Consider the following 11,464-nt stretch of genomic DNA (forward strand, 5'->3'; position numbering starts at 1 on the left):
CCGCGCGCGGACCGCGCGTTTCGATAAGAACCTGAGCCGACGGCCCAGGCTCTGACGGAAACCTGCGGTCCTGTGGACCCAGAGCCCGGGCCCTGCCCGGGGCCGGCCCCGCCTCACTCTGCCGCGGTCAGCTCCCGCTTGAGGATCTTGCCCGTGGCGGTCTTGGGCAGCCCGTCCGTCACCACCACGGTGCGCGGGTACTTGTACGGCGCCACCTGCTCCTTCACGTGGGCGACGAGCTCCTCCTCCGTCGCGCTCGCTCCAGGCGCCAGCGTCACGTAGGCGGCCACCTCCTCGCCGAGCTCCGGGTGGGGCACCCCCACGACGGCGGCCTCAGCCACGGCCGGGTGCTCGTAGAGGACCTCCTCGATCTCCTGCGGGTACACGTTCATGCCGCCGCGGAGGCGCACCTCGTCCAGGTTTTCGACGTCGCCGGGGTCCAGGTTGAGCGGCCCTCGAAGAAAGCGCCACCCCATGACACTGACACCATGACTTACAGTTGTCACTGTGAACTGGTCCTCTGACGATCTGACGGCCACCCTCGGCGCCCTCCGCGCGCGCCGTGGCGACACCACCTCGGTCGAGGTCAAGCGGGCCACGGGCGGCGTCCCTTCCATGCCGGAGACGCTTTGCGCCTTCGCCAACATGCCCGCCGGTGGAACCGTCGTCTGCGGCGTCGACGAGGCGCACGGCGAGTTCCGCGTGGTGGGCGTGCCCGACGTCGCCGTGCTGGAGGCGGGGCTCGTGGCCCAGGCGCGCGAGGCCGTCACGCCCAGTCCGACCCTCCTGCCCCAGGTCTTCCGCCTGGACGGGAAGGACGTGCTCGTCGCCCACGTGGTGCCCCTGCGCCTCACGGACCGGCCCGCAACGGTGCGAGGGCAGGCCTATCTCCGCCAGTCCGACGGCGACTACGTGATGCACGCGCACGAGCTGCGCATGCTGGAGGTCGCCAAGCTCCACGCCGACGAGCGCGTGGACTACGACGTCAAGCCCGTCACCGGGATGAGCGAGGAGGACCTTGTCCCCGAGCTCGTGGCCGACTACGTGGCGGCCGTGCGCGAGCGGGACCGCCGCCTCCGCGACCGCACGCACCACGAGATCCTCCGCCAGACCAACGTCCTCACCGCCGCCGGGGAGCCCACCCTGGCCGGCCTCTACGCCCTCGGCGACTACCCGCAGGGCCGCTATCCGGGGCTCACCGTCACCGCCGCCGTCCAGGTGCGCGGGGGAGAGGGGCAGGCGCGTAGCCGCAACCTCACGGACTTCACCGGGCCGGTCCCCGTGCTGCTCGACGAGGTGATGGCCTGGGTGCGCCAGAACGTCGGGACCGAGCACGTGTACCGCCCCGACGGTCAGCTCGAGCGCCGCCCCGAGCTCCCGCTCGCCGCCGTCCGCGAGCTCCTCGGCAACGCCCTGGTGCACCGCGACCTCGGCCCCGACACCCTCGGCGCGGGCAAGGCCATCCAGGTGCGGCTCACGGACCGGGCCCTGTTCATCCAGAGCCCGGGCGGGCTCCGCGGAGTGTCACTCACCCAGCTCGAAAGTGACGAACACGCCCAGGCCGCCGTCAATCAGCGGCTGTACCAGATCGCCAAGAAGCTCACGACGCCGGACGGCGCCTCCGTCATCGAGGGCGAGGGCGGCGGCATCCACGAGGTGTTCCGGTCCGCTCGGCAGTGGGGGCTGGACCGGCCTCAGCTCATCGACACGGGCGTCCAGTTCAAGGCTCTGCTCTGGCGGCCGCGGCCCGAGGGGGCTCGGCCGAGTCGGCGGGAGCCTGCCGTGGAGGTAGCGCGGACCTCTCCCGCGGAGGTGACGCCCGGGGCGAAGGCTGGGACACCGTCGTCGACCGTGCCGTCCAGTTCCGTGCCGACTCGCCACGAGGGGCGCGTCCTCGGCGCCCTGGCCGCGGGGGAGGCGGTGGGCATCCGCGACCTGGAGGAGGCCACCATGCTGACCGCGCGGCAGATCCGCTACGCGCTCCGCCAGCCGCTGCTCGACGGGCTGGTGGAGATGACCGGCGGTCAGGGCCACAAGGACACCCGGTACCGACTGGTGGCGGCCAGAGGGGCGGGAGACTGACACTGCCGCTCTTGAGGGCCCCCCTTGGTGGTCGACTGTGAGTCTGAAGTGTCCATCTGTCGATGTGGATCCGTCCCATGAGCAGAATGAGGTCCTATGCCGCACTCTGATCCGGTTCCCGAGCCGTTCGTCCTGGCTCTTGGGTCGGTGCTCGACGCCGCTGGCCTGGACCCGCACGAGGTTCTTGCCATCCGTCACACATACAAGGCGGATGGGCTTCCCTCGCGGGCCGCGGCCACGCCCGAGCGCGTGCTCGCCTACACGCGCGAGCAGCTCCATAGCGGGAAGTTCCCAAAGGAGCCTGCCCGCTTCTGGCTGGTCTTCATGGCCGAGGGCGCGCTTCGCTCTCGCCTCACCGCCGTGTACGAGAACCGTGGGGAATCCGTGGCCGAGCGCACGCAGCGGCACCGGTACTACGATGTCGTGCCGGTGCCGGTGCTGGGGTCCCTGGAAGAGCGCCTGGTCGTGGAGTGGTCGGCGGACCCCGTCAACTGGGTCAAGCGCGGCGTGGCTGCGGCCACTTTTCCCGTCTTGGAGATCGCCGATCCCACCACGGAGGCGTTCCCCGGGTTCGACCACGTGCTGCTCAGCTACGGGGGCTTGCAGTCGATGGTCGCCGAGACCCGCTATGCCGGCTGGCGCACCGCCCTGCAGGCTGTACGCGGGATCTACCTGATCGCCGATGAGACCGAGGGCCAGTGCTATGTGGGCAAGGCTGACGGCGAGCGTGGCGTGCTCGGGCGGTGGGAGGCCTACGCCCGGGATGGGCACGGCGGGAACACGGCCCTGCGCGACGCCCTCGCCCTCGACCCCGCCCAGCCGAGCCGCTACACCTTCAGCCTGCTCCGCGTGTTCGGCTCCAACACTCCGCAGGCGGAGATCGACGCCGCGGAGAAGCACTACAAGGACGCGCTGATGACGCGTCGGTTCGGGCTGAACCGGAACTGAGGTGGCGTCGTCGTCCTGGGAAGAGGGCGAGGGGCGGGCGGGAGAGGGAGTGCCCGCGCCGAGCCTCGTAGCCCTGCACGACCTGACGCCCGGGCGCAATGACTAGCCTGAGCGCATGAGGGCGCTGCAGGTCACCACTTCCGACGGCACCCGCCTGCATGTCCTCGACTCCGGCGGCGCCGGGCCGGCGGTCCTCCTCCTCCACGGCCTGGCGGGGTACGCGGGGGAGTGGGCGCAGGTCGCCGAGCGCCTGGCCGGGACCTGCCGGGTCGTCGCATTCGACCAGCGCGGCCACGGCGCCAGCACCCGGCGCCCTGCGGACCTGAGCCGCGAGACCCACGTGGGCGACGTCGTCGCCGTGGCCGACGCGCTGGGACTGGAGACGTTCACCCTGGTGGGCCAGTCCATGGGCGCGCACACCGCCCTGCTCACCGCGGCCGCCCATCCGGCGCGTGTGGCGCGGCTCGTGCTGATCGAGGGCGGCGTCGGCGGGGAGGGGCCCGAGGCCACTGCCGGTGTCATCGACTGGTTCCGTGCTTGGCCCGTCCCCTTCGCCACCGCGGACGACGCCGTCGCCCACCACGCCGGCGGACCCGCCGCCCGGGTGTGGGCCGAGGGGCTCAAGGAGACGGACGCGGGCTGGGTGCCGCGCTTCGACGTCGACGTGCTGGAGGCCGCCCTGCGGCCCCTCCACGAGCGGGCCCGGTGGGAGGAATGGGCGCGGATCGCCGCGCCCACGCTGCTGATCACCGGGGAGGACGGATACGTGCCCGCCGGGGAGCTGGACGAGATGCGGCGGCGTCCGGAGGTGCGGCACGTGCAGGTGCCCGGCGCCGGGCACGACGTGCACCTGGACGCGCCCGAGCGGGTGGCTGAGCTCGTGCGGGGGTTCGCGGCCTGATTGATCTGCGGCAGGATCACCCCATGGGCCACAAGCAGATCCTCCACGACGGCCACGCGGACATCCTGCGGGAGCAGATCGACGGGCAGGCTGGCCTGCGCGCCCCGGGGCAGAACCTGCCCCCGTGGGACGCCGACCGCTGGGCCGCCCACGTGGACCGTCTGACCGCCATCGCGGAGGACCGGGCGCCCGACGAGGCGTGAAGCAGACCGGTCGGCGTCGTGAGTGAGAGCCAGGAAGGCACTTGCTATCATCCGGTGATATCAGGCAGCCGTCGCTCAGAAGGAGGAACCCGCCATGGCATCGATCATCGTGCGCGGACTCGATGAGGACGTGAAGCGGCGACTCGCCGCCCAGGCCCGGTCTCACGACCGCTCCATGGAGGCGGAGGTGCGCGCCATCCTCACCCGGGAGGTCGGCCGTCCCACGCTCGCCGTCGCGTTCATGGCCGCCGCGGACCAGGTCGGCGGCCTCGACGATCTGGAGATCCCGCCCCGGGGCGACGACGCCCGGGCGGTCGACTTCGGATGATCGTCCTGGACACCAACGTCGTCTCCGAGCTGATGCGCTCCGCCCGTGACCAGCACGTCGAGGCATGGGCCCGGGGCCTCACCGTGGAGACCGCCATCACGGCCATCACCCTGGGAGAACTCCTCGCCGGAGTGCGACGCCTGCCCGAGGGTGCGCGGAAGGACCGCCTGTGCTCGCTCGTCCGGGACGTCACCGCCCCTTACGAGGCCCAGGGGCTCGTCCTGCCGTTCGACACCGCCGCGGCCGACCAGTACGCCGAGGTCCTGCAGGGGCGGCGCGAGCGCGGACTTCCGATCGCCACGGCGGACGCCCAGATCGCCGCGATCTGCCGCGCCCACGGGGCGGTCTGCGCCACCCGCAACGTGAAGGACTTCGTGCACGCCGGCGTCGAGCTGCTCAACCCCTTCGAGTGATCGGCGCCCCCATGACGCGCCTGCTCCCCGGTGACTCCCTCACCCTCGACCTCGCACCCGAGGACCCCGCCGACCTCCTCGCCCGCCTGCGCGCCGCCGGGGTCGCGATGAACGAGTCCGCTGAGCGCCTGGTCGCCGAGCGGCGGATGCGTGTCGACGCGCCAGCCCGCGTGACCGTCGTCGAGCGCACGCTGGCCGATCTCGGCCTTCCCGACGGCGGCACCCTCCCCGAGCTGCGGCGGGCGGTTGAGGCGGCGGGACTGCGGGAGTGCCCGCCCGCCGTCGCCCCGCTGCTGCGCATGGCGACGCTGGACCAGGCGAACGCCCCGGACTCCGTTCTGCGGCACGGCCACGCGCCCGACGGCTCCGCGCATGTGCTCAGCCCGTCTCTCGGCGACGAGTCCGGCGTGCACCGCGGCTTGTACCTCCGCGTGGTGGACCACGCCCCGTGGCTGCGCGGCTTCGCGTGCGACGACCTCCACGTCTTCGGCCCCGAGGACCGCTGGATCCTGGCGCGGTGAGGGGCGGTGCCTACCGCCGTCATCGCGAGGGTCCGTAGGCTGGCGGCCATGAGGATCGAGATGGAGAGGTTCCGAGTCCGAGCCGGCAAGGAGGAACGCGCCCGCGAGTGGATCGCATTCCTGCGGGAGAACCCCGAGGCGTTCCGGGAGACCCTGGAACCCGAGCGGATGTACGTGGAGACGATCTTCTCCGAGACCGTCGGGGACGCCCTGTACCTGTGGTGGTACACCCTCCAGGGCGAGGACGGCGCCGAGCTCAGCGACTCCACCCACTGGCTCGACGAGCGCCACGCCGCCTACTGGCGCGAGTGCATCGACCCCCACGAGCCCAGCCTGCTGCTCATTCCCGAGGTGCACATGAGCCCCGAGCGCGTCGAGGCCGCCATGCGTCCGCTGGGGGAGTGACGCAGGGGCACTGAACTCGGGTTACGGCCGGTCCTCCTCCTGGACAGGATGGCCGCACGACCTCCTCGCCCTCCGCCACGGTCGCCGGCACGTTCCACCTCGCCGTGGACGCCCGGTTGGTCGATAGCCTCCTCCGCGGCTCCCGATCCGCCGGGCGGTACTCGCCGCCGGAGACGCCCACTCTCTACCTGAGCTCCTCCCCGGAGGGGGTGGACGCGGCCATGGTCGCCCACACGGACACGACCACCCCGCCGCGCGCGCTGCTGGCCTTCGACGTCCAGGCCGAACGGATCGTCGACCTGCGTGACGCCGACGCGCTCACGGCCCTCGGTGTCGACCTCGCCGACGCCATGGCCCCGTGGAAGCCGGCCGTGGAGGCGGGGGAGGAGCCGTCGTCGTGGGCGGTCCGCGGCCGCCTGGAGGAGGCCGGCGCGCACGGGCTGCTCGACCCGGCCGACGGTGTCGGCGACCCAGCACGGGTGCGCATCAAGGAGGTCACGCGCACGCAGGTGACGGTCGCGCCCACGGTGGACGGCGCCGTCGGGGCGGTCGCCAAGAGCATCGACCCTGCCGCGAGCATCACCTTGACCCTGCCCGCGGAGCGGCTGCGCCCGGCGGGGTGAAAGGGGGCGCGAGGGGAGCTACGGGGGCGTTCCGCGCACCAAAGATGCTCAAAGTTATGGCAAGCATGAGCGAACGATGGTTCATCGCTCCATAACTATGGATACTTATGAGATGGACCTTGGACCCCTCCTCGCTGCGGGCGAGACCCTGGACGTCGAGTTCAAACGTCGGCTGGGGAAGGACGACCTCTACCAGGCCGTCGTCTGCATGGCCAACGGCATGGGAGGCCGGATCCTCGTCGGAGTCGACGACGACGGCACCGTCGTCGGGACGACGGCCGAACATGGCGGTGCTGTGGACGCAGACCTCTGGGCTGGACGCATCCAGAACGGCATCGAGCCACCGTTGAGCGTGGACGTCGAGGTGGTCCCCTGGGAGGGCAAAGACGTGGCGGTCATCACCGTGCCCCAGGCGAGGTCGTCGTTCGTCGGCACGCGCAAGGGGTTGTTCGTCAAGCGTGTCATGGGGCCGGACGGTCGCCCCGCGTGCATGCCCATGACACCCATGGACGTCCTCCGGGCTGGGTTCGACGGCGTCGGCCTGGACTATGCCCGGGCGGAGGCGCGCGGGGCCGAGTGGGGGCACCTCGATCCGGCTGAGTTCGACCGGTTCCGGCGACTGGCCGGCCAGTCGGCTGGTGACAGCGGTCTTGCGGAGCTCACGGATGCGGAACTGCTGCGGACGCTGGACCTCCTCACTCCGGACGGCGGCATCAGTCTCGGCGCGGTGCTGGTCTTCGGCACGTCGGATGCGCTGCGCAGGTGGGCCCCCACGGCGGAAGTCCTCTTCCAGGACTCCCGACCCCACGGTGTGGAAGCGAATGAGGACCTGCTGCTTCCCCTGTTGAACGCGTTCGAGGAGATCGAGGCCCGCTTGGCTCTGCGGAACTCCGTCACACCCGTGGAGGTGGGTCTCGTCCGAGTGGATGTACCTCTGCTGTCCGAGAGTGTGCGGCGCGAGTCGATCGCCAATGCCCTTGTGCACCGCGATTACGCCGAGGTGGGGCCGATCCAGGTGACCCTCACCGGGTCCACGTTCTCCGTCGCAAGCCCTGGCGGGTTCCCCCGTGACGTCTCACCGGCCAACATCCTGAACCGCTCGGCTCCCCGCAGCCCTGCCCTGGCGAACGTGTTCAAGCGCGCCGGTCTCGTCGAGCGTCGGGGCAAGGGGGTTCAGGACATGTTCGCCTCGCAGCTCCGAGCCGGCCGGGGTGCGCCGGACTACGGACGCTCCACGCAGCGGTCCGTGATCGTCGACATCCCCTTGGGTGACGAGGACAGGGAACTGCTGATCTTTCTGGCCCGCCGGCAGAACGAGGGCCAGCGTGCACTCACCCTGACCGAGCTGCGGGTGGTCCACGAGATCAAGCACGGGGGGCCTGCGGGGGCGGCAGAGACAGCGGACCGCCTCCGACTGCCCGTGGCGGACGTGCGCGGAGCTGCCACCGCACTCGTCGAGGCCGGCGTCCTGGAATCGCGGGGGAACGGCCGGGCGCAGCGGTACATGCTGACCGCGCGGTTCTACGAGCTGTCCGAAGACCGAGCCGCCTACCTGCGCCTGCGTCCGGTCGACCGAATCCAACAGCGGCGGTTGATCGCCGATTACGTCCGCGAATACGGATCCATCACCCGTAGCAAAGCCGCGGAACTGTGCCAGATCGCTCCCACGGCCGCGCGGGCGGTGCTCAAAGGCATGACGGAGGAGGGTCTCCTCGAACTGCGGGGGGAGCGGCGCGCAGCGCACTACGTGCTCCCGGGCTCGTAGCGGTATGCCCGGCCCTATAGTGTCGGCTCGCGCCCCTAGCGTGGGCCTCACCGGAACGAGGGAAGGGGACGCCCATGGACGAGCGGATCACGGAGACGGGGAGCCTGGCCGAGCGCGCCGAGGCGATCGCGCGGCGCGCGCACGAGGGGCAGGTGGACAAGGCCGGGAGCCCGTACATCCACCACCCGGAGCGGGTGGTGGGTTACGTGGCCCGGCACGCCGCGCCGGGGTGGCTGGACCAGGCGCGGGCGGTCGCCTGGCTGCATGACGTCGTCGAGGACACCGGCGTGACCCTCGCCGACCTGCGGGCGCAGTTCCCGGCGGAGGTGGTGGCCGCCGTCGACGCGATGACCCGCCGGCCGGGGGAGGGCCCGTACGCCTATTACGCCCGCGTGCGGGCCGACCCGATCGCGCTCGCGGTCAAGCACGCGGACCTGGACGACAACACGGACTCTGCTCGACTCGCCCTCCTGGATGCGGCCACCGCGGAGCGTCTCATCGCGAAGTACGCGCATGCCCGCGCGACCCTGGGAGCGATGCAGCATCAGACGTACCCGCCACAACCGGTTGAGTAACGAACCGGCCCGATCGTTGCATAAGATGCTCACGTGGGCACGGATCTGACCACCAGCACGGCCGTCGGATGGGAGCAACGCCCCTGGGTCGCGGACCCGGACCACGCCGCCCTCCCCGCACGGATCGCGGGGCTCGACCTCCCGCTGCCCTCCGACCTGGCGGCCGAGACGGAGGAGGCGACCGCCGCCGTCGTGCGCTTCGACGCCGAGCTCAGCCACGCCCTCCTGGGGCTCACCGGAGAGATCGCCCCGCTCGACGCGGTGCTCTTGCGCACCGAGTCTGCGTCCTCCTCGCAGATCGAGCACATCACCGCGGGCGCGCGGGCCTTGGCTCTGGCGACCCTCGGTGAACGCACCCGGCCGAACGCGGCGCTCGTGGCCGCGAACGTGAGAGCCATGGGCGCGGCCCCCAGACTCGCCGCCGAGCTGGACGAAGCCGCCCTGCTGGCCGCCCATCGGGCCCTCATGGACGGTCAGGAGCACGCCCGCCCGGGCGCGTACCGCGACGTGCAGGGGTGGATCGGGGGAGGGGCGCCCACGCCGCACACGGCGCATTTCGTTCCGCCCCACCCGGAACGCCTGCCCGCCGACATGGACGACCTCTTCGCCTACCTGCGGCGCACGGACGTACCCGCCCTCGTGCAGGCGGCCATCGCCCACGCCCAGTTCGAGACCATCCATCCGTTCGCGGATGGCAACGGGCGCACAGGCCGGGTTCTTGTGCACGCCGTCCTGCACCGCGCCGGCACCATCACCCGCATGGGAGTGCCCCTCTCCGCCGGGCTCCTCACAGACATGGCCGGGTACTTCGACGCCCTCACCGCCTACCGCGACGGCGACCCCGCACCCATCGTGAGCCGCTTCGCCCAGGCCGCGCTGGCCGCCGTCGGCAACGGCCGGCAGCTCGTGACCGACCTGGACGAGGTCCTCACCGGCTGGCGCGAGCGGCTCACCGCCCGGCGGGACGCGGCGGTCTGGCGGGCGCTCGCGGTGATCATCGCGCAGCCGGCCGTGACCGTGGACCACCTTGCCCAGGTGCTGGGTGTCTCCCGCCCGGCGTCCCAGCGGGCCGTGGACCAGCTCGTCGAGGTCGGCGCTCTGCAGCCCCTGAACGCACAGCGGCGCAACCGGGTGTGGCTGGCCACCGAGGTGCTCGCCTGCCTCGACGAGTTCGCCGCGCGGGCGGGGCGGCGGGGCTGACGGGGGTCGTCCACCTGGCTGCCTGACCCCAGTGCCGTGGGTAGTGTCCCGACCATGGACATCACCGCCCGTGCCGTCGGCCGCGCCCACCTCTGCGACTGGGAGCAGGAATGCTGCGGGGACCCGATCGTCACCGGGGCGATCCACGAGCTGGTCCTGCAGCCCTCCGTGCAGACGGGCCGGCCAGGGTCTCGGACCTCCGTCGACTGGATCCTCACCCACCACGACGACGGCGGTCCCGCCGGGTCCACTCCGCTGCGGCGGGTGCGGGCCCTAGTCAGGCGCGTCCACGAGGTGTGGCCCACGGGCCGGCTCGCGGAGATCGACCGCGTCCCCGGCCACGCGGACCTGGCAGCCTCTGAACCGGAGGAGGAGGCCGCGATCGGGGAGGGAGAGGTCGTGTTCACCGCGGCCTACGAGCCGGTGCTTCCCGAGACTCCCCGCCCAGACGGATGGCTCCTCGACCTGGAGATCCTCGAGGACCTCGGTCCGCACACCTGGTGAGTCGCGGCTCCGCAGGTCACAGCGCTCCGTCCCCCTCACCCGTGCCGCTACCGTGACCCCATGGCCACGCCCCTCCTCGACCTCGCCGCGCGCCGCGGCGTCGCCTTCCCGTTGCGCACCGAGCGCCTGACGCTCACCCCGTTCGCCGCTGACGATGCGGCCGCCGTCTTCGCCTTCTGCCGCCTCGAGGAGGTCTGGACGTGGACGTCAGGGCGGGCCGGCTCGGCCGACGAGCTGCGGGAGCAGTACCTCACCGCCGGCGACCGGCTCACGGTGCGGGACGCGGCGGGCGACGTCGTCGGCGTCGGGAAGCTGGCCGCGCAGGACGCGTGGAGCCAGGGCGGGCCACGCGAGGAGGCCCGGAACGCGCAGGCGGAGATCGGGTGGACCATCGACCCGGCTCACGCCGGACGGGGCTACGCCACCGAGCTCGCCGGCGCCCTGCTGGGGCTCGCCTTCGCCGGCCTGGGCGTGCGGCGCGTGGAGGCCCACGCCTTCGCGGACAACGCGCCCAGCCTTCGCGTGATGGAGAAGGCGGGGCTGCGCCACGAGGGCACCTTCCGGGGGGAGTCCCTGCACCTGACCCGCGGGTGGATCGACGGCATCACCTACGCGATGCTCGCCTCCGAGTTCCGCGCGCGGGGCTGACCGGGCCGGGGCACACAACGACGGCGACGCCATCGTCGCTGGCGACGCCGAGCCGTCGCCCTCACGCGGTGCCGCGGGGGAGACTTCTCCGCGACATTCCCTGGACCTGACGAGAGGACACCTCATGACCACCGAGACGCCCACCCCCACCGCCCTCGAGATCCCCGCCACCATGAAGGCCGTCGTCATGCGGGCGCCGGGCGACGTCGTCGTGGAGACCGTGGAGACCCCGCGCGTCGAGAAGCCCACAGACGTGGTCCTCAAGCTGGCCGCCGCGTGCGTGTGCGGCTCGGACCTGTGGCCCTACCGCGGCCACAACGAGGTGGACCACCGCCGCATGGGCCACGA

Annotated in this window: 14 protein-coding genes and 2 pseudogenes; 15 read left to right on the top strand and 1 reads right to left on the bottom strand. The window is 72.1% G+C overall.

Annotated features, from left to right (window positions below; all coding sequences use genetic code 11):
- Nucleotides 1-113: 113 nt before the first annotated feature.
- Nucleotides 114-413: pseudogene (locus Q4D18_RS04950) on the bottom strand (long-chain fatty acid--CoA ligase); the annotation flags it as partial.
- Between the two features lie 94 nt (nucleotides 414-507).
- Here Q4D18_RS04950 and Q4D18_RS04955 point away from each other — a divergent pair.
- From Q4D18_RS04955 to Q4D18_RS05025, 15 genes and pseudogenes are all read left to right on the top strand, one after another.
- Complete coding sequence (locus tag Q4D18_RS04955) at nucleotides 508-2,082, top strand: ATP-binding protein (protein WP_303126282.1); 1,575 nt, start codon at nucleotides 508-510, stop codon at nucleotides 2,080-2,082.
- 96 nt (nucleotides 2,083-2,178) lie between these two features.
- On the top strand, nucleotides 2,179-3,030 hold the full coding sequence (locus tag Q4D18_RS04960; protein ID WP_303126283.1) for a GIY-YIG nuclease family protein: 852 nt from the start codon (nucleotides 2,179-2,181) through the stop codon (nucleotides 3,028-3,030).
- A 115-nt stretch (nucleotides 3,031-3,145) separates the two neighbouring features.
- Nucleotides 3,146-3,931 carry an alpha/beta fold hydrolase gene (locus tag Q4D18_RS04965; protein WP_303126284.1) on the top strand — a complete coding sequence of 262 codons (786 nt, stop codon included), beginning with the start codon at nucleotides 3,146-3,148 and terminating at the stop codon, nucleotides 3,929-3,931.
- 23 nt (nucleotides 3,932-3,954) lie between these two features.
- Nucleotides 3,955-4,134, top strand: coding sequence for a hypothetical protein (locus tag Q4D18_RS04970; RefSeq protein ID WP_303126285.1), 180 nt, complete (start codon nucleotides 3,955-3,957; stop codon nucleotides 4,132-4,134).
- Nucleotides 4,135-4,228: 94 nt separating this feature from the next.
- A complete protein-coding gene (locus Q4D18_RS04975) occupies nucleotides 4,229-4,462 on the top strand; it encodes a toxin-antitoxin system (protein WP_303126286.1) in 234 nt (77 codons plus the stop codon).
- A complete protein-coding gene (locus tag Q4D18_RS04980; RefSeq protein ID WP_303126287.1) occupies nucleotides 4,459-4,875 on the top strand; it encodes a type II toxin-antitoxin system VapC family toxin in 417 nt (138 codons plus the stop codon). Before Q4D18_RS04975 ends, Q4D18_RS04980 begins: the two co-directional genes overlap by 4 nt.
- Before the next feature lie 11 nt (nucleotides 4,876-4,886).
- Complete coding sequence (locus tag Q4D18_RS04985) at nucleotides 4,887-5,396, top strand: hypothetical protein (protein ID WP_303126288.1); 510 nt, start codon at nucleotides 4,887-4,889, stop codon at nucleotides 5,394-5,396.
- A gap of 48 nt (nucleotides 5,397-5,444) precedes the next feature.
- Nucleotides 5,445-5,801 carry a DUF6176 family protein gene (locus Q4D18_RS04990; protein WP_303126290.1) on the top strand — a complete coding sequence of 119 codons (357 nt, stop codon included), beginning with the start codon at nucleotides 5,445-5,447 and terminating at the stop codon, nucleotides 5,799-5,801.
- Nucleotides 5,802-5,917: 116 nt separating this feature from the next.
- A complete protein-coding gene (locus tag Q4D18_RS04995) occupies nucleotides 5,918-6,424 on the top strand; it encodes an RES domain-containing protein (RefSeq protein ID WP_303126291.1) in 507 nt (168 codons plus the stop codon).
- A 112-nt stretch (nucleotides 6,425-6,536) separates the two neighbouring features.
- Nucleotides 6,537-8,189 carry an RNA-binding domain-containing protein gene (locus Q4D18_RS05000; RefSeq protein WP_303126293.1) on the top strand — a complete coding sequence of 551 codons (1,653 nt, stop codon included), beginning with the start codon at nucleotides 6,537-6,539 and terminating at the stop codon, nucleotides 8,187-8,189.
- Between the two features lie 74 nt (nucleotides 8,190-8,263).
- A complete protein-coding gene (locus Q4D18_RS05005) occupies nucleotides 8,264-8,764 on the top strand; it encodes an HD domain-containing protein (RefSeq protein ID WP_303126295.1) in 501 nt (166 codons plus the stop codon).
- 33 nt (nucleotides 8,765-8,797) lie between these two features.
- The gene (locus Q4D18_RS05010; RefSeq protein ID WP_303126296.1) at nucleotides 8,798-9,964 is read left to right on the top strand and encodes a Fic family protein; all 1,167 of its coding nucleotides are present in this window, start codon (nucleotides 8,798-8,800) and stop codon (nucleotides 9,962-9,964) included.
- A gap of 54 nt (nucleotides 9,965-10,018) precedes the next feature.
- A complete protein-coding gene (locus Q4D18_RS05015) occupies nucleotides 10,019-10,468 on the top strand; it encodes a hypothetical protein (protein ID WP_303126297.1) in 450 nt (149 codons plus the stop codon).
- Nucleotides 10,469-10,528: 60 nt separating this feature from the next.
- Complete coding sequence (locus tag Q4D18_RS05020) at nucleotides 10,529-11,116, top strand: GNAT family N-acetyltransferase (protein ID WP_303126299.1); 588 nt, start codon at nucleotides 10,529-10,531, stop codon at nucleotides 11,114-11,116.
- Between the two features lie 172 nt (nucleotides 11,117-11,288).
- A pseudogene (locus tag Q4D18_RS05025) lies at nucleotides 11,289-11,464 on the top strand (IMP dehydrogenase); the annotation flags it as partial.

The sequence above is a fragment of the Micrococcus sp. genome, from assembly GCF_030523875.1.
Taxonomy (GTDB): Bacteria; Actinomycetota; Actinomycetes; order Actinomycetales; family Micrococcaceae; genus Micrococcus.